Raw genomic sequence first — 22538 nt, 5'->3', positions numbered from 1 at the left:
TCTTACAATCCGGTCGCCCGTCCGTCAACCGCGAGGCCGGCTTCCGTCAGCGCTTCGGATAACGTCGGGTGCGGACGGATCGCCGAACCGAGCTCCCAAGGCGTTGCGTCCAGCAGCTTCGCAAGCGAAGCTTCGCCGATCAATTCGGTCACTTTCGCCCCGATCATATGTACGCCGACTATATCGTTGCGCTCTTCATCCACAACGACCTTGACGAACCCGTCCTTCTCACCGTACACAAGCGCCTTGCCGATCGTGCGGAAAGGCATCTTCGCCGTCTTCACCCTCAAGCCGGCTGAGCGCGCCTCCGCCTCCGTCATGCCGATCGAGGCGGCTTCGGGTCTGGAAAACACGCAGCGGGGAACGTACGAAGCATCGTACGGATGCCCGGCCGTCCCGCAAATGTGCTCCACCGCCACGATCCCTTGATGGCTTGCGGCATGAGCCATCTGCATGCCTCCGACAACGTCGCCGATCGCGTATATGTGGTTCTCGCTCGTCTGCATCCAGCCGTTCACGCGGATCGCGCCCCGTTCGACGACCACGTCCGTGTTTTCGAGTCCGATCCCTTCGACGTTAGGGGCCCGTCCGACCGCAACGAGGATGCGCTCGGCTTTCAGCTCGCGCGGCCCGTTCGGCCCCTCCGCCTCAAGGCGCACCTCTCCGGCTCGCTTGTGGAGCGAGTCCGGACCCACTTTCGTTCCGGTCAAGATTTCCACGCCGCGCTTCCGAAGCGCCGCCGCCATCTCCCGCGCCACATCTTCGTCCTCGGCGGCCAGCAGCCGGTCGGCGGCTTCAATCAGCGTGACGGCCACGCCGAAGTCGGCCAACATGGACGCCCATTCGACGCCGATAATGCCCCCGCCCACAATCACAATCGATTGCGGCAGCCGTTCAAGCTCCAGCGCCTCGTCGCTAGTAAGCACCCATTCGCCGTCCGGCGTCAACCCCGGCAGCGTGCGGGGACGCGATCCCGTCGCTATAATGACGCGCTCGTTGACGAGCGTCACCGTCTCTCCGTCGGGCGTCTCCACCGCAACCGCTCCGCTGCGCGGAGAGAAGATCGAAGGCCCGATGAGCCTTCCCGTTCCTTGCACGACGGCGATGCCGTACTTCTTCATCAAAAATTGCACGCCGCGGTGAAGTTCGTCCACGATACCCTTCTTCCGCTCTTGGATGCGCGCGAAGTCAATGACCGGCTCCGCCTCGCCCTGCATGCGGATGCCGTATTGTTCGCTTTGCTTCAACGTGGCGAACACTTCGGCGCTTCGCAGCAGCGCTTTGCTCGGGATGCAGCCTTTGTGAAGGCATGTCCCTCCGAGAGCCGCTTTCTCGACTACGGCTACCTTCTTGCCAAGCTGAGCCGCGCGGATCGCCGCGACGTACCCGCCCGGGCCGCCGCCCAACACAACGATATCGTATGTATGATTCATGGCTTGTCCTCCGTAAGTAACGTTACTCTTATTCTATGTTCCGCCGAGCCGTTCATGAATTTGTTAGACTCTCGTCTTATTGTAACCTTTTTTCCAAGGGGCGGGATAGGGTAAAATGAGAAAAGCTGGTCTTGCGGCGGTTTGCTCTCCCTCGACTGATCTCAGGCCTGCTGGCCGCGTCTGTCGATTCATTGCGGAATAAGGATATCCGTCTTCCATTTCAAATGCCACCGTGTAAGCGAANAAGCTGGTCTTGCGGCGGTTTGCTCTCCCTCGACTGATCTCAGGCCTGCTGGCCGCGTCTGTCGATTCATTGCGGAATAAGGATATCCGTCTTCCATTTCAAATGCCACCGTGTAAGCGAAGTTTCTTCGGTTACAGCGCCGGAATTTGGCGTTTGGCACCGTGTAAGCGAAGTTTCGAGGCTGTCGATTCATTGTGAGCGCTGTAACCGGAGTTTCTCCGGTTAGGACAGCGCAGATGGCCGAAAATCAGCGCTGTAACCGGAGTTTCTCCGGTTAGAAGGGCGCAGATGGCCGAAAGTGAGCGCTGTAACCGGAGTTTCTCCGGTTAGGACAGCGCAGATGGCCGAAAATGAGCGCTGTAACCGGAGGTTCTCCGGTTAGGACAGCGCAGATGGCCGAAAATGAGCGCTGTAACCGGAGGTTCTCCGGTTAGGACAGCGCAGATGGCCGAAAATGAGCGCTGTAACCGGAGGTTCTCCGGTTAGGACAGCGCAGATGGCCGAAAATCAGCGCTGTAACCGGAGTTTCTCCGGTTAGAAGGGCGCAGCTGGCCGAAATTGAGCGCTGTAACCGGAGTTTCTCCGGTTAGGACAACGCAGATGGCCGAAAATGAGCGCTGTAACCGGAGTTTCTCCGGTTAGAAGGGCGCAGATGGCCGAAATTGGGCGCTGTAACCGGAGTTTCTCCGGTTAGGACAACGCGGATGGCCGAAATTGAGCGCTGTAACCGGAGTTTCTCCGGTTAGAAGGGCGCAGATGGCCGAAATTGGGCGCTGTAACCGGAGGTTCTCCGGTTAGGACACCGCGGATGGCCGAAATTGAGCGCGGTAACCGGAGTTTCTCCGGTTAGAAGGGCGCAGATGGCCGAAAATGAGCGCTGTAACCGGAATTTCTCCGGTTAGGACGACGCAGATGGCCGAAAATGAGCGCTATAACCGGAATTTCTCCGGTTAGGACAGCGCAGATGGCCGAAAATTTTGACTGAAAGTTCGTATCTACAATCAATCGACAGTCTCGTTTCTTCGGTTACAGCGCCGGAATTTGGCGTTTGGCACCGTGTAAGCGAAATTTCTTCGGTTGTATCGCAACAATTTCGCTTTGGCGTCCATGAAGCATATGATTCGCTTACTTTATAGTTTTTGATATTCAAAGCAAAACTCCTGCCGAAAGGAACAAATGTCATGCCTTCGAAATTATCCCGTTTTATCGCCGTGCTCCTGCTCGTTATCCCGGGGTGGATCGCCACCTACGGTTTCTTGAAAATGAAAGACGCCGTGTTCGCTTCGTTCGGTCCTCCGGCGTTTCCATGGCTCGACTTCGCGCTCGGCCTCGTCTTGTTCGCCTTCGGCGTCGCGTTCGTCGGCGGGTGGATCTTTTACCGCGACCGCAAACGCAATTATGTCGCCCCGCGCTTCCGCGAAAAGAAAAAACAGCGCCGGTAACCGATCGGTTCCGGAGCTGTTCTGTACTTCCGCTTAATGCGCACTTTCCGCCGGAGCTTCTTCTTCCGTCGGCTCCGCGCCTTCTTTAACGACCAGTTTGGCCACCATGTCCGCGTGGCCTTGGCCGCAAAGCACGATACATCTGATCTCGTACGTACCCGGTTTATCGAACGTCACCTCTTGCTCGAGCGTTGCCCCTTGAAGCTCGATGCCCAATTCTTGGATGCCGATGCCGTGCAAGCCTTTCTCATTCACCAATTTGACCGTCTTAGTCGATCCCAATTCCACCGTATATTCCTCCTGATCGAACGCCCAGTCGGTAGCTACGATTTTAAGCGCATTTTTCTCGGCGGCCAACTCTTCCTCCGTCGGCGCTTGCGGAAGCTGATTGAATAAAATCCCGATTCCCATTGCGCATGCTCCGAAAAACAGTACGGAGACGATCCATTTGTACATCTTGCAGTTCCCCCTCAAACAGTCTACATCCTCATATTATAAGGACTCGCACCCCGGCTGTGGGCACCAAAAGGCCCTTCAAACGTGGCAATTTTTTGAACTTTCACGAGTTTTGACAAAATCCATAGGTAACTATATCACAGCCGCCGCTTCCAAGTAAATGCCCGGCGGTTCCAGCAATTGGCACAAACGCCCCGTTGCATAACGAACGTATTTTCGCATAGAATAAGAACATATATTCGTATAGCGGTGATGCATAATGGCGAAACGGGAACGCGTCCCCGCGATTCCTCCGGTTACGGCCGTGGACGAACTGAGCACGATCAAGGAAGTGCTGCTTCTCCAGCTGCTGCTGACCGTATTCGACCGGGACGCCAAGATTATTGCGGAAAGCAAACTAAAGACGAAGCAGCCCTACGTCGATCTCATCGAGCGGGCGATGGACGGAGTGACGAAAGATTTGGCGAAACTGCGCAACCGGCTTCGGGAACACGGCATCAAGATTACAGATGAGCAAAGAGACGATCAAGGCGTAGGATGCGTATATTGGTGCCGGGGCTATAAAGCGAGTTTCGAGATGCTGTGGCATTTCGTCAAAGCGGAGACGGAGATCCGGATGCGCAAATATTTGGGCGAAGACATCCGCAAGTATGTAAGAACCGATTTGCCGGAACATCTGAAGCCGGAATGGCTGCTCCAACCCGCGCCGAACGTCCTCGCCGGACAACCGCCTGCCGGCGCGCCGGGCGCAAGCAATCAAGAGCAGACGGCGAATTCGCCGGCCGTCCAGCCGCCTTCATCCCAAAATTTCGCTTAACGGAATTTCGTGTATCTAACAACAACCATCCTAAGCAAAATCCAGGCCTTAACGGAAATTCGTGTGCTTAATCCAATCGAAATACCGCTCCGGACCGTAAAGGAACGATTTTAAGTACATGAAATACCGTTAACGTCAGGGCACAACCGGATAGTGCCAGCAGATAAGCACATCATTTTCCGTTAAACCACAGCCCTAACTACTTCGAACCGGCGCGGGACCGCGAAAGCAGCTGCACGAACGCCAGCACGCCGGTCCATACGAGGGAAGCCGCCAACGCCAGAAAGAACCAATCGTCGTTGTCCAAGCCAAAATACAGCAATCCGTGAACGGCAAACAAAATCAAGAAAGACAAAAACAAATTCAACCGTCCGACAAACCGGAGCAACGCGTTCATCGACATAACCTCCGAAAACAAGCATGATACCTTCAAGTGTTGCCGGAATTAAGCCGGTCGATACAGTCTTTTCCGGGGAAAATGTTCCTACGCGTCAAGCGGTTGAAAAGCGCCCCGCCGACACACAATATACATGCGACGGCGACGAGAAGGGTCGTGGTTGCGTTGGAGGAGATAGCGAATTCAGCGGAACAAGGTACCGGAGAGGTTTCTGACTCGAAATAGGAAGCGAGGGATGCGCTAAAGACCAGTTATAGGCTTTAGACGCGCAAGGCGGTTGCCCTTAAAGCAACGTTCGCCTCATTGCTTGCCGAAGCTGAGTGGAACCAAATCAACGGCGCCGTCGCAAAGAAGACCCGGGAAACCGGGTCTTTTACGTTACATCAATGAAAATTCAATGTCGAGTTTCTCTTATGGCCGTCCGCTTTTTATGCAAAAAGCAAAAAGAGCGCGTCTATCCGCGCCCCTCCGCAATCCCTTACTTCATGCCTCCTCAGCTGACCTTATGCTCGATGCGCAGCTTGTCGGCCACCATCGCGATAAACTCGCTGTTCGTCGGCTTCGCCTTGCTGATATTGATCGTGTAACCGAACAAATGCGAAATCGAGTCGATGTTGCCGCGCGTCCATGCGACCTCAATGGCGTGTCTGATCGCCCGTTCCACGCGGGAAGGCGTAGTGCGGTATTTCTCGGCGATCGCGGGATACAACGTCTTCGTCACCGCGCTTAACAGCTCGATATTGTTGTATACCATAGTGATGGCGTCGCGCAAATACTGATAACCCTTGATATGCGCCGGAACGCCGACTTCGTGAATGATGTTCGTGATGCTCGCATCCAAGTTCGGCTTTCCATTCGGTTTCGCGGGAACGGTGAGCCGTTTGCGCTGCTGGGAATGCATCTGCACCGTTGAGGATCCGCCCGTTGCGGAGGCCGGGGAGGCCGCCAGCTGGCGAATTCGGTTCGCAAGAACTTCCATATCGAACGGCTTCAAGATGTAGTACGATGCGCCAAGCTGTACAGCTTTCTGAGTAATATTCTCTTGCCCGAACGCCGTAAGCATTACGATCTTCGGCATCGGATTCATTCCCGCGTCGCGAAGCTTCTCCAATACTCCCAACCCGTCAAGATGGGGCATTATGATGTCCAGAATCAAAATATCGGGTGCGGTCTCGCGTTCTTCCAACAGCTTCAACACTTCTTCTCCATTATAGGCAACTCCGACGATGGACATGTCGTCCTGTTCGCCGATGTACTCCGACAACAAGTTCGCAAATTCGCGATTGTCATCAGCCAGCAAAACTTCGATGGTTTGCAAGACGAATCCTCCTTAAACAAACTACGCAGACTGGCTTACTTTCTGGTCAATTATGGATTCGACACCAGAAAAGAAAATCCTCCTGTCGAAAAATATTTTTCCTATGTATAAATGTACGATTATCCATTTTTGCAAACCAAAAGGGGAAAACCCCAAGGCGTCAACTTGCCTTAGGATTCGCCGCTTGCGATTTCATTAAGATACCCGCATCCCGCAGCATCCACTCGATAAAGCAGCCGTAACCGCTGGTCGGGTCGTTCACGAACACATGCGTTACTGCGCCGATCAGCTTGCCGCCCTGCACGATCGGGCTGCCGCTCATACCTTGAACGATTCCGCCCGTCTTTTCAATCAATCGCGGGTCTGTAATTTTTATGATCATGCCTTTCGTGGCGGGGAAAGCTTGCTTTGCCACATGCACGATTTCAATGTTGAATCTTTCGACCTTTTGCCCGTCGACGACCGTGTAAATATGAGCCGGCCCTTCTTTCACTTCGCTGGCGAAAGCGACAGGAATCGCGTTTTTCTCCGTCCCGTAATCAGGGGCTTCGTTCATTGTTCCAAAGATGCCGAAATCGGTGTTTTTCTCAATGTTGCCGAGCACTTTGTTTTCCCGGAAAAAATGCGCCCGCTTCTCGCCTGGTTCGCCGTTGTGGCTTTTCGAAATGGAAGTGACGTTTGAATACACGATTTCGCCGCCGCCGACCACAATCGGAGTTTGGGTGTCCATATCCGTAATGACATGGCCCAACGCCCCGTAAGCCTTCTGATCGGGGGCATAAAACGTTAAGGTGCCCACACCGGCAGCCGAATCTCGGATATAAACGCCGAGCCGGTACGCTTTGTCGCCTGCATCCCACGCGGGCGCAATTTTCGTTTGAAACTGTTCGCCGTTGCGCAAAATAACGATATCGATCGGCCGCTTCCGTTCACCGGCCTCTTGTACGATGGCCGCCACTTTGTTGACGTCGTTCAACCGCTGCCCGTTCATCTCCATAATCAAATCGCCGACTTTGATTTTCGCATCATCGCCGGGAGACGATTTTTTCCCGGAGCCGCTGTCGACCAGATGATGTCCCACGACGAGAATGCCCTTCGACTTGATTTTCACTCCAATCGTTTGGCCGCCGGGGATCACTTTCAAATCCGGGACTACGTTGACTTTGACCGTTTTGAAGGGAATCGCGCCGAACAGTTTGAACTGCATCTCCGTTTGACCGGCGTGCTCGGTCCTTAGAGAAATCGGCTCCTTCAAATTCAAATCGAATGAAGGCTTGGACAAACCGTTCACTTTCACGATATCCGGATTTTTCACCGTAACTTGAGCGTGAACCGGCATGCTTAATTCAAGCTGTTTACCTTGTCCGTCAAATAAGTTCAATTGCTCGGGAAACGCGGCAAAATGTTGAAACGGGGGCGAAATGGCAATGAGACAAACGATAAAGACGAGCATAAGTCCGAAAAGTTTTTTCTTGATGCCGGATGTCAACCCTTCCTCACGCTCCTTTTCGTTCCTCGCGTTTGACGAAATCGTTCGCCGACAACGTACCTTTAAGGTAACCCCGCCGTTATCGTTTTATTACTGCAAATGCATTCCTTTATGCGCGGGACCAGGCCGTTTTTCTGTCTTCAGCCAAGGCGAGCATTTCTTGAGCGTGCTGCAATGTGGTTCCTGTGACCTCGACGCCTCCGAGCATACGTGCCAGTTCCTTCGCACGGTCGTCCCCGCTTAATCGTCGTATTTCGGTAAAAGTCCGCTCTTCCCGGACCGACTTCATAATGCCGTATTGAGCGTCGGCCATGCACGCCACTTGCGGCAGATGCGTAATCGCGAACACCTGCGCGCTTCTTGCAAGCCACGCCATCTTCTCGGCAATCGCTTGTGCGGCGCGGCCGCTCACTCCCGTGTCCACCTCGTCGAAGATGAGAACGGGAACGCGGTCGACGCTGGCGAAGATCGATTTCAACGCGAGCATGATACGCGACAATTCGCCGCCGGAGGCGATTTTGTGCAAGCTTCGGAGCGGTTCGCCGGGGTTGGGGGAAATAAGGAATTCCGCGGTGTCCGTGCCGTCTTTCGTCCAGCGGTCGCCGGTCGATCCGAGAGCGACTTCGAACTGCGTTTTTTCCATATGAAGATCCTTCAAGTGAGCCGTAAGCTCGCGCGACAACCGGGAAGCGGCTTCCCTCCGTTTGCTGCTTAGCCGGTCCGCCAACGTCCTCATATCTTCAAGTATTGACTCCAATTGTTTCTCCAAAACCGCGATGCGTTCCTCATGATTGTCAAGGCGGTCGAGCTCGATTTTGATGCGCTGCGCATGGTTGAGCACGTCTTCCGCCGTTTCGCCGTATTTCCGTCTAAGAGCGGCAATCGTTTGAAGCCGGCTTTCAATCCGGTCGAGCTTCTCGGGATTGAATTCGATACCTTCGCGGTAGTCGCGGAGCTGATACGACGCATCCTCGATCTGGTAGTAGGCGGACTGCAGCTGCTCCAACAATGGCGACAACATTTTTTCATCATATTTCACAATATCCGTCAAGCGCTGGAGCGCTTTGCCGAGTCCTTCCAATGCTTGTCCGTTGCCGTATAGAAATTCGTACGCTTGGTTGGCCGACGTATGCAGCCTCTCCGCATTGGAGAGCTTCCGCTTGTCTTCCTGCAGCGATTCCTCTTCGCCCGGTGTAAGTGCTGCTGCGGCGATCTCTTCCCACTGGAAGCGGTAAAGATCGGCCATCTGCAGCGCGGTCATGCCCGCTTCCCTCGTCTGTTCCAATTCTTGCTTTAAATCGACGTACCGGTCGTACAACGCCCGGTACTCCCGTTTCGCCGGTTCGATATCTCTCGCCGCATAGGCGTCAAGCCAATCGAGGTGCTTGTCCGTTCGCAGCAGCGATTGATGCTCATGCTGGCCGTGAATGTTGACGAGCGTTTCTCCCGCCGCCTTGAGCGTGGCCATCGTCACCAACTGACCGTTAATACGGGCGGTGCTTTTGCCCGTCGCGGCGATGTCCCTGCGAACGATAATCGGCTCGTCGGGTGAAGCTTCTATGCCGTTATCCTCCAATACGGACCAAACCGGATGATCTTGCGGAACATCAAAAAGAGCCTCGATTTCCGCTTTGTCGTGCCCATGACGAACAAGGTCGGCTGAAGCTCTTCCTCCGATTGCAAAACTTAACGCATCGATTAATATGGATTTGCCTGCGCCGGTTTCCCCGGTCAACACATGAAACCCATTTTGAAAAGTAACGCGGACATGGTCGATTACGGCCAAATGCTTAACGGACAACTCCAGGAGCAAAGTCGTTCCCTCCCGTTATATTCAAGTTGAATTGACGATCAAGACAGCATGTTTAAAATTTGTTCCACGACGCGCATACTTGCGTTTTTGTCCCGGCAGATGATCAATACCGTATTGTCGCCGGAGATGGTGCCCATCACATCCGGCCAGTCCAAATTATCGATCAGTTCAGCCAGCGTATTGGCCGTGCCGGGCAAGCTTTTCATTACGACCAGATGATCCGCATAGTCGATCGAGCCGAAATAATCGATCAAAGCCCGCTTCAATTTCATCGCCGGATTAAACTTCTGATCCGCCGGCAAAGAGTACTTGTAACGCCCGTCCGCCAATGGAACTTTGACCAGGTGCAGCTCCTTGATGTCGCGCGACACGGTCGCCTGCGTGACGGGGAAGCCGTACGCGCGAAGCGCGTCCACCAGCTCGTCTTGCGTCTCGATTTCTTTGCTCGTGATGATTTCACGAATTTTAATGTGTCGTTGGCCTTTCATGTCACAACTCCAACTCAAAACGGATTTTATGCACTTGTCTCTTGTCCGTGTCTACATACAGCACACCCGCCGTATTGTCGTAAAGTAAAGCGTAGACAAGCAAGTGCTCGCGAATCGAACTTCCTGCGGCCGAATCCATCGGTTTCCTCGAACGCCCAAGCTTGACGGCATACATCTTGTCATCGCGTCTGGCGAAGTAGTCGACGAACAAGGCGCTCGTCAGCTTCTGTTCGTCCTTATGTACGGTAATCGGAATTTTCACCTTCCCGTGCACGACTTCATATCCGTGCTCCGCCAGCAATTCCACGGCTTCGCCCGAGGGGCGGTGCTCCGGGTCGGAAACAGGAACGGGGATGTCGGGCTTTTCCCTCAGCCAACGGCGAAACAAATACATTCCCCATATCGCCAATGCAAACACGACAAGCAGAAGCACGACGGCATCGCCGCTGAATGACAATTTCCTCCACCTCCCTTTTTTCATAATTCGAGGGAGACGGACGGTTTCCTGCTTGTCCTGCATTCAAATAGCAAGAGATCGGTGAGCTTCGTCAACGACTTCCGAAATTTTCGCTTCGATTTCGCTTGACCGCGTTTCATCCAACATTGTCCGCTGTTCGCCGGATACGCGCCACAACGCGAGAAACTCTATATTCCCTTCCCCTCCGGTAATCGGCGAATACGTTAATCCTTCGAGAATGTATCCGTTCTCTTCCGCAAATACCGTCACCTGGCGGAGAACATCGCGATGGATTTCCGCTTCGCGAACGACTCCCGATTTGCCCACCTGTTCGCGGCCCGCTTCGAATTGAGGTTTAATGAGCGCGACAACGCGGCAGCCGGGCTTAAGGAGCGGCCGCAGAGGAGGAAGTATCAACCGCAAGGAAATGAAGGAGACGTCCGTTGCGGCAAAATTCGGCTCCGGTCCAATTAAATGCTCGGGTGTAATGAACCGGAAATTCAACCGCTCCATCACCTTAACCCGCTCGTCGGAGCGCAATGACCAGTGAAGCTGGTTCGTACCGACGTCGATCGCGTATACGAACGAAGCTCCGTGCTTTAGCGCGCAGTCCGTAAATCCGCCCGTCGATGCGCCGATATCGATCATCGTCGCGCCCTTCAAGTCCAATCCGAAGCTGCGGATCGCTTTCTCCAGCTTCAGCCCGCCCCTGCTGACGTAAGGGTGAACTTCGCCTTTGACGGTAATGGCGCCGGCGGCCGGCACTTTCATACCCGCTTTCTCCATCCGCTCCCCGTCCAGGAAGACGAGTCCGGCCATAACTGCCGCTTTCGCCTTCTCACGGCTGTCGAACAGCCCCCGTTCTACAAGCAATACGTCAAGCCGTTCCTTTCGTTCAGACATCGACGCTTACTCCGTTCGTTCTTGAAGTTCGAATGGCATCGACTAACCGGTCCTTCGTCAATCCCGCTTCGCTTCTTTGTTCCGGGATGCTGCCGTGTTCAATGAACCGGTCCGGAATTCCCAACAGCTTTACCGTTACATTGTGAATGCCGTTCAAGGCATACCATTCGATAACGGCGCTGCCGAGCCCGCCGGTTACGGCCCCTTCCTCCAATACGATCACCGGAACGTTCCGTTCCGCAAGCCGTGCAAGCATCCGTTCATCCAACGGCTTGACGAAGCGCGCATTCACAACGCTTACGGAGATGCCTTCTTTCTCCATTGCCGCCGCAGCGTCGACCGCGACGGAAACCATCGGCCCTATGGCGACAACCGCCGCGTCATTGCCTTCCGTCACCGTTTCCCAGGAGCCGATCGGAATCGATCGATATTCGCCGTCCCATTCCGCACCGGTTCCGGCGATTCGCGGATAACGCACCGCGATCGGGCCGTCGTCGTAATGTATGGCGGTATACAGCATGTCGCGAAGCTCATTCTCATCTTTCGGCATCATGAGCATCATATTCGGGATATGTCGCAAGAACGCAATGTCAAACACCCCGTGGTGCGTCTCTCCGTCGGGCCCGACAAAACCCGCCCGGTCGATGGCGAAGACGACATTCAGGTTTTGCCTGCAAATGTCGTGCACGACTTGGTCGTACGCCCTCTGCAAGAAAGTCGAATATACGGCGAACACCGGTTTCATGCCTTCCGCGGCGAGCGCCCCGCACATTGTGGCGGCGTGCTGTTCGGCGATACCGACGTCGAACATGCGGTCCGGAAACCGTTCCGCAAATTTCAATAAACCGGATCCTCCCGGCATGGCGGGCGTAACAGCGACAATGCGCGGGTCGCTTTCGGCCAGTTCGATGATCGTCTTTCCGAACACTTCCGTATACATTGGCGGTCCGGACGACTTCATCACTTGACCCGATTCGATCTTATATGCGCCCGAAAGACCGTGCCAAGTGTGCGAATCCGCCTCCGCCGGCGCATAGCCTTTGCCTTTCGTCGTAACGACATGTATAAGCACCGGCCCGGCTATCTTCTCGGAGTGCTTGAACGTGTCAAGCAACAGCGGTATATTGTGGCCGTCCACAGGCCCGATATACGTATATCCCAGCTCTTCGAACAGAACGCCGGAAACGACCAAATATTTCAGACTGTCCTTCACTTTCTCCGCCCAGCTGGCAAGCGTCCCGCCGATCGCGGGCACCCGCTTTAAAAGATGCTCCACTTCGTCTTTCGCTCGGATGTAAGTTTTGTCGGAACGGATTTTGTTTAAGTAATTGTGAAGCGCCCCGACGTTCGGCGCGATGGACATCTCGTTGTCGTTCAGAACGACGGTTAAGTTTTTACGCTCGTGGCCGATATGGTTTAACGCTTCGAACGCCATCCCGCCCGTCATCGCCCCGTCCCCGATTATGGCCACCACTTTGTGGTCTTCGCCTTTCAAATCGCGGGCGATCGCCATCCCCATCGCCGCCGAAAGAGACGTGCTGCTGTGTCCCGCTTCCCAAACGTCGTGCTCCGATTCGGAACGCTTGATAAAACCGCATAACCCTTTGTGCTTGCGCAAAGTAGGGAAGCGTTCGCGCCTACCCGTCAATATTTTATGAACGTATGCTTGGTGTCCGACGTCGAAAATAAATTTATCGCGGGGACTGTTGAACACATAATGCAGCACGATCGTCAACTCGACGACCCCAAGGTTCGGAGACAAATGCCCGCCGGTTACGGATAAATTGTTTATGAGAAATTGACGGATTTCATGAGCCAGCTGTTCCAATTCGGACGAGCTAAGACGCTTGAGATCGCTAGGCTGATTGATTTGTTCGAGCAGCATGTTTGTTTCCCCGCTTTCCGTTGTTCTTCTTTTTCCCGTTCATGAAGCGGATCCCAAACCGCCGTTCAAGCATATAAAAGAACTTTCCGACATACAGAACGATCGCCGTCGAGTAGTGGATGGCGAACGATTTGCCTACCGCCTTGCCGCCGACAGTAAGCGCCGAAACGACGCCGGAAAACAATATTGTGGCGGCCGCCGTCAACATCTGCTCCCCATCCGCCGCCGAGCCGACCAGCTTTACGACAACCAATGCGGAAGCGGTCCCGCTTATGATGCCGGCGATGTCGCCGATTACGTCGTTGCAGAAGTTGGAAAACCGGTCGGCATTGCGGACAATGGCGATAGCGTGCTTCGCGCCGGGCACTTTCTCCGCCGCCATTGCGTGAAACGGCGTTTCCTTCGCCGAAGCCGAAGCGAGACCCATCATATCGAACACGATTCCTATAAGAATGATTATAAATACAATCGCCATTCCGGCCGCCCAGGAGACGCCCTCCAGTATGGCTGTAGACACGATGGAGAAAACGCTCGCAAGAATAAACGTAAGAATGGCTATTAAAACACTCCATTGAATAGAGTTTTTCCATAGAAATTTCATTCTATTGCACAAGCTCCTCCGCGTTAAAAAGAAAGGCGAGTGGCAGCTCCCTGAGTAAATGCTGCGGCTTAGGTCCAGTAGGTTTTCCCAAACGGGCACCCCCCGTCGCCGTGCGGGGCGGTTACCCTTTAAGCCCGTCTTGGCTCGTCGCCGCAGGCGCTTTCGCTCGCTGAGCAAACCAAGCGAGGTCGTCACCAAAGCCAGACTGGATTACCACTTAGTCCACACTATAATCCCCAGAGAGCCTCATGGCTATGAACAGTCTAGGAGTTTTCCTCAACAGCGCTTGAACCGTTTTTTAGCCTCTTTTGCAAACCAGATTTCATATAGCATGGGGCCGACGGCGCTCTTGGCCGAGAGCGGACCGCGCCTAAATCTATAATCCCTCGTAGTTCACTCAAGGCAGGCTACGCTGCACCGCAAACCCGCGAAGCCGGCTTCGGACTCTCATACTTGTTCAATGCCGATTCCGGGCAAACGAAATGCAGGTTCATACCCCAAGCCGTGACCGGTCGCTCATGCCAGTGGAATCCACCGTACGAACCCGGCCGCCACGCACTTGGGCCTCCGCGGAAGCAGGGTCAACGCCCGCATGCCGTTGCGGATCGCCCCACAACCTTAACTCCCACCACCAGCCCCCGACTGGGCGTCGAAAGCCGGCACCAGGAACTTCATCGATGTGCCCTTCGGCGAATTTTTAGGCTCGCCCTCAAAACGGTAGGCCGACTAGAATACTGCGCCACTCCATTATACCTTATTGATTATACCACAGCGCGATTTCCCCCCTCAACGAAAGGTGAAGCCGTTTGCGCGCATATTTAGTGCGTTCGCCCTCAAAAAACGTACCTGCCGTCACTGCAGCTTTCGATAACGGTCGAAAATGCTCTTAATAACGCCGCGGCGTGCTTTTCCTAACAAAAAACGGCCCAAATGACCGTTCATAACGTGTCTCGCGCCTCTAATCGTGCTCCGGGACGTTATTAACTATCTTTTGGGCCGTTATATTCGCAAATCCCACTAATATTCTCCAATGCAACGGTCGACTGACCGGTACGTATTATCGCGTGAAAAAAAGCATTTAAGATTCCCGGGACATCAAATAATCAGCCAACTGAAGCAAGCGGCGAGTTTCCGTTATTCCGCCGTCGGCGAGCGCGGATTTGGCCGAATTCGTCAGCTCCGCCACCTTTCTCTTGCTTTCCTCCATACCGATGAGGTACGGGTACGTCACTTTATTGCGTTCCGTGTCGCTATTCGTGCTTTTGCCCAGCTTCTCGGAATCGCCGATCACATCCAGTATATCGTCTTGGATTTGAAAGGCGAGCCCGATCGAACGGCCGAAAGCGGCTAACGCTTCCAGCTGCGCGTCGTCCGCCCCGGCGACTCTCCCGCCGGCCCGAAGAGAAAACACGATCAAATCGCTGGTCTTATGCGTATGAATATACTCAAGCTGGGCGAGAGTGGTAACCCCCTGCTCGCCGAGAATGTCGGCCGCTTGTCCGCCGACCATCCCGGCTGCTCCGGCATAATACGCAAGCTCCGCCGCGATGGCGAGCGCGGCGGCCGGCGGCACGTTCGGGCAACGGAGAGGCATAGCGGCCAAGCAGTGGAACGCATGAGTCAGAAGCGCGTCCCCTGCCAAAATCGCCATCGCTTCGCCGTACACCTTATGGTTCGTGAGCTTTCCCCGGCGATAGTCGTCGTTATCGATAGCCGGAAGATCGTCGTGGATCAACGAATACGTGTGGACGAGTTCCACCGCGCAGGCGGCCGGAATGACGTCATCGGCGCATCCCCCCAGCGCTTCCGCCGCGGCGATCGCAAGCACCGGCCGCATCCGCTTTCCGCCGGCAAGCAACGAGTAGGTCATTGACTGCCGCAATGCGTCGGGGATATCCCACTCCTTAGGCAAAATATCCTCAAACGCCTTGCCCATCACTTCACCGTAATAGGCGATATATTCCGTAATAGACGCGTCCCGGTTAAAAGCCAACGTCTTCACCTTTCTCTTCCGCCGGCGAGAACGGCTTCTTCACCGTCTGCCCGTCTTCTTCCAGCAGCATCTCAATCTTTCTCTCGACATTTTCCAGCTTCTGTCCGCATATGCGGGACAACCGCATTCCTTCTTGGAACAGCTCGATCGCTTGTTCAAGCGGAACGTCGCCGCCTTCCAGCTTAGCAACGATCCGTTCCAGCTGCTCCATCGCTTCCTCAAAACCGATCTCTTGTTCAGACATCCGCGTTCTCCCCCTTCATGGACCACACCTGGCAGTCCAGCTCTCCGTCCGACAATTTCACTCGGACAAGGTCCCCCAATTGCACTTGTTCGATCGATTTTACCAGCTGTTTGCGCTCATTGTAAACAAGGCTGTAGCCCCGCTGCATCACCTTCAGAGGGCTTAACGCGTCCAGCCGTTTCAGCTGCAAGGCGAATCCGTGCTTCGCATCCTTCACTTGCGCGCTCATCCCTTGGAGCAGCTTCAGCTTTGCCATATCGAGCCGCCTGGAAGCGTGGCGCGCGTGTTCCCGGGGATTCGTGCCGGCCAGCCGCCGGTCCAATCTGCCGAACCGATCCTTTGCCCCTGCCGCTGTCGTTTTCAAACGGTACGTCAAAGCCGAAGTGAGACGGTCCAACCGTACAGCTTGCTGCATCGTCAATTGCCGGCGCGGATCCGTGAGGAAGGGGGAACGCTTCAAGCGCACAAGTTTTTCTCGTTTCCTTGACACCTGATTCATAAGTCCGTTTTGCAGCCGCTGCGCCAGATGCCCGACCGTTTGCCGAAGCTCCGTCCGGTGAGGAACCGCCAGCTCCGCCGCAGCTGTCGGCGTCGCCGCCCGCAGATCGGCCACGAAGTCGGCAATGGTAAAATCGGTCTCGTGCCCGACGGCTGAGATGACCGGAATCGCCGACGAGGCGATGGCGCGGGCGACCGCCTCCTCGTTGAACGCCCACAGCTCCTCAAGAGAGCCGCCTCCGCGTCCGACGATCAGCACGTCGACTTCGCGTCTCTCATTCATCAATCGAATCGCTTTCACAATCGAAGGCGCCGCGCCCGTCCCCTGGACCGACACGGGGCACAACAGCACCGGAGCGGACGGATACCTTCTCTGCAGCGTTATGACGATATCGCGCACCGCCGCGCCCGTCGGAGACGTTATGACACCGATCGCTCCGGGAAACCGGGGAATCGGGCGTTTGCGCTCCGCGGCAAACAGACCTTCTTCTTCAAGCTTCCGCTTCAGCTGTTCGAAAGCCAAATACAAGCTTCCGATTCCGTCCGGCTGCATCGACATAATATAAAATTGGTACTGTCCGTCCCGCTCGTATACCGCAACATTGCCTCTGGCGATAACGCGGGTGCCGTCCTTCGGCATGAACTGCATGCGGCCGGCCTGGGCCGCAAACATAACGCATTTAATCCGGCTGTCTTTATCTTTCAGCGTGAAATACATATGACCGCTGGAATGTCTCGTGAAATTGGAAATCTCGCCTCGAACCCATACGTCTTGAAGCAGCGCATCGGATTCGAGCTTCATCTTCACATACCGGGTCAGCTCTTTGATCGAATAAATTTTTCTATTGGAATCCAAGGCAGCCTCACCCGCCGATCCGGGCCGCACTTAAATTTTTGGCCGCCTCCACCGTATTTTTCATGAGCATGGCTATGGTCATTCGCCCTACCCCGCCTGGAACGGGCGTAATGGCCGACGCGATTTCCTTCACCGCATCGAAGTCGACATCCCCTGCCAATGTGCCGTCGGGCAGACGATTTACGCCGACGTCGATGACGACCGCTCCCGGCCGCACGTGCTCAGCGCCGACGAGCTTCGTTTTGCCGATCGCCGCTATGACTATGTCCGCTTCGCGAGTAACCTCCGCCAAGTTCGGCGTCCGGGAATGGCACACCGTGACGGTTGCGTGCGCCCGGATGAGCAGCGCCGCCATCGGCTTGCCGACGATATTGCTGCGGCCGATAACGACCGCCCGCTTGCCCGCCACGTCTATGTTCATGACGCTGAGCATCTCCATGACGCCCGCCGGCGTGCACGGAACAAACCCTTCGTCGCCGATGAGCAAGTTGCCGACGCTGACCGGATGGAATCCGTCCACGTCCTTGTCGACCGAGATCGCGCCGATCACGGCTTTGTCATCGATATGGGAAGGGAGAGGCTTCTGCACGAGAATGCCGTGAATCTCTTCGCTTGCATTAAGAAGACGAATCAAATCGATAAGCTTGTCCTGTTCGACGTTGTCCGGCAGCTTGTGCACTTCGGAGTGCAATCCGAGCTCCGCGCACGCCTTCTCTTTGTTTCTGACGTATACGTGAGAAGCCGGATCTTCGCCGACCAGCACGACCGCCAGTCCCGGCTTAATGCCCAAAGCGGCGAGAGATTGAATCTCCCCCTTCAACCGCTCCTTCAATTGTTTCGCAATCAGCTTCCCGTCCATAATCGTTGCCGTCACTGTTTTTCCCCCGTTCGTTTACTGCGTCGGTTTTGCCGCCGCCTTAATGTCGTCCAGCTGCTTGATCAGCTTGCCGAGTACGCCGTTTACGAACTTGCCGGACTCGTCCGTGCCGAAATGCTTCGCAAGCTCGATCGCTTCGTTCACCGCCACCTTCGGCGGGATATCGTCTTTGTAGACCATCTCAAAGACGGCCAGCCGAAGCACTTCCCTGTCGACTTTCGATAAGCGGTCGACCTGCCAGCCTTGCAAATATTTCGCGAGAATCTCGTCGATTTCCGGCTTCAACCGAACTATATCATGAACATATTCCTTAACATAAACCATAAGTTCGTCCGCACCGGTCATATCCATGCCCGACTCGTTATCGTTCAACGCCTCTTCCATTGCGGTTCTCAGCGCAATATCCGGGTTTACCCGGTTCATCTCCATAATGTAAAGGCATTGCACCGCGATCGCTCTCGCGGATCTCCGTTTCATAAGGTAAACATCCTCCTGCGCTCAAACGTTCTGTATGATGAAGAAAAGCTTCCGACGAAGCACATTCTCAATGAAGCGGATAGCCGCTACTTGTACCATCTGTCCGTCAACCAACGCAAAACGGACCGTATATCAAACCATTTTTCCCGAAAGTCCGATTTTAAACCGAGCGTGTAGCCGATCGTCACAATCAGAGCAAACGCGAGCATATCCCAAAATCCCCAAATGAGATAAATGAATCCGAGAACGACGCCGGCCGCCGTCCCCAACAGCCGTCCGATCCTCCCGGCGCCAACCCACTCGGTTACACGCTCCGCGAGTAATTTCCACATGTGCGGCACCTACTCTACACGGGCTTTGAAGGTTTGGGTTTGTACGACGTTGGCCACATAAACCGTTACCGAGGAAACCGGGATGCCCGTCACTTCTTCAATGTGCTCTTTCACTCCGCGCTGCATCTCTTCCGTCAACTGCGGAATAGACGACTCTCCGTCAATGACCGTCCGGATTTGAATTTCCAAGCCGCTGTCGGTAACGCGAACCCGCGAACGCAAATCTTTCACGCCTCTTATGCGCGAAGCCGCTTTCAAAGACAAATTTTCCACCGTCTCCAAAGAAATGCGAACATCTCCAAAGTCGGTGCGCTGGTCGATGGAACCGGTGCGCTCCCGGCTTCTGCGAAGCGATATGTACAAAAATCGAAGCGACAGCAAAAAAAGCACGACAATTGCGACAAGAGCTGCATAATTTACTCCTGGATTCGCATATAGTGTATCGAGTTCCTCTTGCGGAATCCACTCGATTACGATCGCAATGCCGAGGATAGTGGCTATAAGAACGATCAGACTGTATATAAAGAGCAGGAATTTGTCAAATACTCTGGCCAACGGCAATCTTCCCTTCTTTAATTTAAGAGGAAACCCCCAAACGCATTCGTCGGGGGTTTTCATATGATCCGGCTAAGAAATCGATTCACTTCACACGCGTGATACCCGTGACCTCTTCTTCTTCCGTCTTTTCTTGTCCTTTGAACAGAACGTCGTGGATGTGTACGTTCACTTCCACCACGCCCAAGCCCGTCATCGACTCGATCGCGTTCTTCACGTTCGCTTGAATTTCCGTCGCGACTTCCGGGATACGGCGGCCGTATTCGATGACCACCGAAACGTCCACAGCCGCTTCTCTTTGGCCGACCTCAACCTTCACGCCCTTCGACAAGTTCTTCCGGCCGAGCATTTCGGCGACGCCGCTAGCGAACCCGCCGCTCATGCCGGCAACGCCTTCCACTTCCACCGTTGCCAAACCGGCGATGATTTCAATCACTTCCGGAGCGATTTGTATATTCCCCATGTCGGTTTTAACGAAATCCGGTGCAATCGTGTTCATGGTCGATCAACCTCCCTTGTCATACTTCTATAACTATACCACCAGGCAAAATTTATGACAAATTTAGTTTTTCTTTTGCTCCGGCGGTTTTCGATCATATCTCGTATTCTTCCAGAAATTTAATGTCGAAATCGCCTTTCGCAAATTTCGGGTGATCCATTAATTTCTGGTGAAAAGGTATCGTCGTATGCACGCCGTCCACCGCAAACTCGCTTAACGACCGTTTCATTCTTGCGATTGCCTCTTCCCTTGTCGGCGCCCATACGATCAGCTTTGCGATCATTGAATCGTAGTGAGGCGGAATGACATACCCCGGATAAGCGGCGCTGTCGACGCGAACGCCTGCTCCTCCCGGCGGAAGATAAAACTCGATTTTTCCGGCCGACGGCATAAATCCGCGGGTCGGATCTTCCGCATTCACACGGCATTCGATCGAATGGCCGCCAATGACTACGTCTTCTTGCCGGAAACTGAGAGGATTGCCCTCGGCAACCGATATCATTTCCTTCACAATGTCGATTCCGGTAACCATCTCCGTCACAGGATGCTCGACTTGGATCCGAGTATTCATTTCCATAAAGTAAAATTGTTCGTCGGGTCCGAGCAAAAATTCCAGCGTGCCCGCCCCGGAGTAGTTTACCGCGCGGGCGGCGCGAACGGCCGCTTCTCCCATCCGCTCGCGCACCTCGGGAGAAAGCACCGGGCAAGGGGCTTCTTCGACCAGCTTCTGCCGGCGGCGCTGTACGGAGCAATCGCGTTCGCCGAGATGAACGACGTTCCCGTGCTTATCCGCCAATATTTGAATTTCCACGTGCTTCATGCCGGTCAAAAACTTCTCCAGGTAGACGCCGCCGTTGCCGAACGCTTTCTGCGCTTCCTGCTGTGCGGCCGTCATTCCGTGAATTAGCTCCTCTTCGTTCTGGGCGATCCGGATGCCTTTGCCTCCGCCGCCGGCCGTCGCTTTAATGACGACCGGATAACCGATATCCCGCGCGACCGCTACCGCATCATCCAACGTATCGATCAAGCCGGCGGATCCGGGGATGACCGGAACGTTCGCATCGCGCATTGTCTGCTTCGCTACGGACTTGTCCCCCATCTTCGAAATCGCTTCCGGGGACGGTCCGATAAAGACGATATCGCATCGTTCGCATATTTCGGCGAAATCGGCGTTCTCCGCAAGAAAACCGTAGCCCGGATGAATCGCATCCGTCCCGGTCAAAGTCGCCACGCTCATGATGTTCGTCATATTCAAGTAGCTGTCCTTCGAAGCGGTCGGACCGATGCAATACGCTTCGTCGGCCAGACGCACGTGAAGCGCATCCCGGTCCGCTTCGGAGTATACGGCAACCGTATAAATACCGAGTTCTCTGCAGGCGCGAATGACTCTCACCGCAATCTCGCCGCGGTTGGCTACCAGCACTTTCTGAAACTTCATCCGTTTATCCTCCCGTTGCCGCTTACCTCTTCACCAAAAAGAGCGGTTGACCGTACTCCACCAACTGGCCGTTCTCCACCAATATTTCAACGATCTGTCCTTTGACTTCCGCTTCGATCTCATTCATCAGCTTCATCGCTTCAACGATGCACACGACGGTCTTTTCATTGACGGTGTCGCCAACCTTGACGTAAGCGTCCGCTCCGGGCGAGGATGCCGCATAGAACGTGCCGACCATCGGCGAGACGATTCGGTGCAAGTCGGCGTTATCGGCCTGCTCCGCCTTGGCCTCGGGCAATTGCTGCGCGGCCGGCAAAGCGGACGTATGTACGGCGGTTTGCTGCGGCACGCTTACAGGTGCGGGTACATATGCCGGTTGCGCAAACACGGCATGTTGAGCAACGGCTGCCGCATCGGCGGCCTTCGGTTCCGGCTTGCGGATCGTCAGCTTTCCGTTCTCGTTCTCGATTTGCAGCTCCTGTATGCTAGTGCTGTCTACAAGTTTGATCAACTCTTTAATTTCGCTCAATTTATACATTGCAGCGCTGTTCACTCCCTAAGGCAAACTTGCCGGCGGCGGCCGTTTATCCGCCGCGGCTTGTGTTTCGCAAAAGCGACGTATGTATTATAACATAAACTTAATTGTAGTCTAGAATTTCTTGGACACGCGCGATTTTCGGGCGTTTGCTCCGGTTAATATATCCTTTAATGACGCGTGCCTGCCGCTTGCCGGACATATGTTCACCTGTCGAATAATTTAAGGGCTTCTATTTTCAGCGCCTGAATCCCGCATTCGCAGCACACATATCCGGACATCATTTGTCGGAATAGATGATCTTCACGATGTTTATTTTCAAACGTGTGGTACATTTGTCCAGCGCATGATCATTATGGTGACAGAATGTACATAAACTGTCGTTGTTATGTATGTCATGGGGCGTTTTTTTTCGTACTTTTGCGACTATGGCAATAGTGTGTACGCAATCTCTAAAGCCCCTTAATCGTATTGGAGTCATCGTAGTGAAT

23 protein-coding genes are annotated in these 22538 nt (G+C 54.5%); 2 read left to right on the top strand and 21 right to left on the bottom strand.

Annotated elements, in window-relative coordinates; all coding sequences use genetic code 11:
• Window positions 1-2 precede the first annotated feature (2 nt).
• Entirely contained in the window at window positions 3-1433 is a 1431-nt protein-coding gene (lpdA, locus tag JET16_RS26655) for a dihydrolipoyl dehydrogenase (protein ID WP_199622942.1), read from the bottom strand.
• 1425 nt (window positions 1434-2858) lie between these two features.
• Between lpdA and JET16_RS26650 the strand changes: the two genes are divergently transcribed.
• Complete coding sequence (locus JET16_RS26650; RefSeq protein WP_199622916.1) at window positions 2859-3119, top strand: DUF2627 domain-containing protein; 261 nt, start codon at window positions 2859-2861, stop codon at window positions 3117-3119.
• 33 nt (window positions 3120-3152) lie between these two features.
• Here the strand turns inward: JET16_RS26650 and JET16_RS26645 are convergent, their stop codons facing one another.
• Window positions 3153-3575, bottom strand: coding sequence for a cupredoxin domain-containing protein (locus JET16_RS26645; RefSeq protein WP_199622912.1), 423 nt, complete (start codon window positions 3573-3575; stop codon window positions 3153-3155).
• A 259-nt stretch (window positions 3576-3834) separates the two neighbouring features.
• Here JET16_RS26645 and JET16_RS26640 point away from each other — a divergent pair, with 259 nt between their 5' ends.
• The gene (locus tag JET16_RS26640) at window positions 3835-4392 is read left to right on the top strand and encodes a hypothetical protein (RefSeq protein ID WP_199622909.1); all 558 of its coding nucleotides are present in this window, start codon (window positions 3835-3837) and stop codon (window positions 4390-4392) included.
• Window positions 4393-4591: 199 nt separating this feature from the next.
• On the opposite strand, the gene JET16_RS26635 is transcribed toward JET16_RS26640, so the two are convergent.
• From JET16_RS26635 to accB, 19 genes are all read right to left on the bottom strand, one after another.
• On the bottom strand, window positions 4592-4789 hold the full coding sequence (locus tag JET16_RS26635; RefSeq protein WP_199622906.1) for a hypothetical protein: 198 nt from the start codon (window positions 4787-4789) through the stop codon (window positions 4592-4594).
• 493 nt (window positions 4790-5282) lie between these two features.
• Window positions 5283-6107: a sporulation transcription factor Spo0A gene (gene spo0A, locus JET16_RS26630; RefSeq protein WP_199622903.1), complete on the bottom strand. Its 825-nt coding sequence runs from the start codon at window positions 6105-6107 to the stop codon at window positions 5283-5285.
• A gap of 160 nt (window positions 6108-6267) precedes the next feature.
• Window positions 6268-7596 carry a SpoIVB peptidase gene (gene spoIVB, locus JET16_RS26625; protein ID WP_199622889.1) on the bottom strand — a complete coding sequence of 443 codons (1329 nt, stop codon included), beginning with the start codon at window positions 7594-7596 and terminating at the stop codon, window positions 6268-6270.
• A gap of 109 nt (window positions 7597-7705) precedes the next feature.
• Window positions 7706-9409: a DNA repair protein RecN gene (recN, locus tag JET16_RS26620; protein ID WP_199622871.1), complete on the bottom strand. Its 1704-nt coding sequence runs from the start codon at window positions 9407-9409 to the stop codon at window positions 7706-7708.
• Between the two features lie 38 nt (window positions 9410-9447).
• Window positions 9448-9897: a transcriptional regulator AhrC/ArgR gene (gene ahrC, locus JET16_RS26615; RefSeq protein WP_199622868.1), complete on the bottom strand. Its 450-nt coding sequence runs from the start codon at window positions 9895-9897 to the stop codon at window positions 9448-9450.
• 1 nt (window position 9898) lies between these two features.
• Entirely contained in the window at window positions 9899-10354 is a 456-nt protein-coding gene (locus JET16_RS26610; RefSeq protein ID WP_233532317.1) for a hypothetical protein, read from the bottom strand.
• A 63-nt stretch (window positions 10355-10417) separates the two neighbouring features.
• Window positions 10418-11257 (bottom strand): TlyA family RNA methyltransferase, encoded by an 840-nt coding sequence (locus JET16_RS26605; RefSeq protein WP_199622852.1) that lies wholly within the window; start codon window positions 11255-11257, stop codon window positions 10418-10420.
• Complete coding sequence (dxs, locus tag JET16_RS26600) at window positions 11250-13142, bottom strand: 1-deoxy-D-xylulose-5-phosphate synthase (RefSeq protein WP_199622849.1); 1893 nt, start codon at window positions 13140-13142, stop codon at window positions 11250-11252. Before dxs ends, JET16_RS26605 begins: the two co-directional genes overlap by 8 nt.
• Window positions 13114-13743 carry a hypothetical protein gene (locus tag JET16_RS26595; RefSeq protein ID WP_199622837.1) on the bottom strand — a complete coding sequence of 210 codons (630 nt, stop codon included), beginning with the start codon at window positions 13741-13743 and terminating at the stop codon, window positions 13114-13116. The genes dxs and JET16_RS26595 overlap by 29 nt, the downstream gene beginning before the upstream one ends.
• A 1078-nt stretch (window positions 13744-14821) precedes the next feature.
• Window positions 14822-15745: a polyprenyl synthetase family protein gene (locus tag JET16_RS26590; RefSeq protein WP_407673202.1), complete on the bottom strand. Its 924-nt coding sequence runs from the start codon at window positions 15743-15745 to the stop codon at window positions 14822-14824.
• Window positions 15726-15980: an exodeoxyribonuclease VII small subunit gene (gene xseB / locus JET16_RS26585; RefSeq protein ID WP_199622834.1), complete on the bottom strand. Its 255-nt coding sequence runs from the start codon at window positions 15978-15980 to the stop codon at window positions 15726-15728. Before xseB ends, JET16_RS26590 begins: the two co-directional genes overlap by 20 nt.
• On the bottom strand, window positions 15973-17280 hold the full coding sequence (gene xseA / locus JET16_RS26580) for an exodeoxyribonuclease VII large subunit (protein WP_233532325.1): 1308 nt from the start codon (window positions 17278-17280) through the stop codon (window positions 15973-15975). Before xseA ends, xseB begins: the two co-directional genes overlap by 8 nt.
• Before the next feature lie 61 nt (window positions 17281-17341).
• Window positions 17342-18208, bottom strand: coding sequence for a bifunctional methylenetetrahydrofolate dehydrogenase/methenyltetrahydrofolate cyclohydrolase FolD (gene folD, locus JET16_RS26575; protein WP_199622830.1), 867 nt, complete (start codon window positions 18206-18208; stop codon window positions 17342-17344).
• Window positions 18209-18226: 18 nt separating this feature from the next.
• On the bottom strand, window positions 18227-18688 hold the full coding sequence (gene nusB, locus JET16_RS26570) for a transcription antitermination factor NusB (protein ID WP_199622827.1): 462 nt from the start codon (window positions 18686-18688) through the stop codon (window positions 18227-18229).
• Between the two features lie 86 nt (window positions 18689-18774).
• Window positions 18775-19020 carry a DUF2273 domain-containing protein gene (locus JET16_RS26565; RefSeq protein WP_199622816.1) on the bottom strand — a complete coding sequence of 82 codons (246 nt, stop codon included), beginning with the start codon at window positions 19018-19020 and terminating at the stop codon, window positions 18775-18777.
• A gap of 9 nt (window positions 19021-19029) precedes the next feature.
• Window positions 19030-19575, bottom strand: coding sequence for an alkaline shock response membrane anchor protein AmaP (amaP, locus tag JET16_RS26560; protein ID WP_199622813.1), 546 nt, complete (start codon window positions 19573-19575; stop codon window positions 19030-19032).
• A gap of 85 nt (window positions 19576-19660) precedes the next feature.
• Entirely contained in the window at window positions 19661-20074 is a 414-nt protein-coding gene (locus tag JET16_RS26555) for an Asp23/Gls24 family envelope stress response protein (protein ID WP_199622810.1), read from the bottom strand.
• Window positions 20075-20168: 94 nt separating this feature from the next.
• A complete protein-coding gene (gene accC / locus JET16_RS26550; protein WP_199622807.1) occupies window positions 20169-21512 on the bottom strand; it encodes an acetyl-CoA carboxylase biotin carboxylase subunit in 1344 nt (447 codons plus the stop codon).
• A 22-nt stretch (window positions 21513-21534) separates the two neighbouring features.
• Window positions 21535-22050 (bottom strand): acetyl-CoA carboxylase biotin carboxyl carrier protein, encoded by a 516-nt coding sequence (gene accB / locus JET16_RS26545; protein WP_199622804.1) that lies wholly within the window; start codon window positions 22048-22050, stop codon window positions 21535-21537.
• Window positions 22051-22538: the final 488 nt, after the last annotated feature.

It is taken from the genome of Paenibacillus alkalitolerans (assembly GCF_016482785.1).
Taxonomy (GTDB): Bacteria; Bacillota; Bacilli; order Paenibacillales; family YIM-B00363; genus Paenibacillus_AE; species Paenibacillus_AE alkalitolerans.
This window is presented reverse-complemented; position numbering and strand designations above follow the sequence as displayed.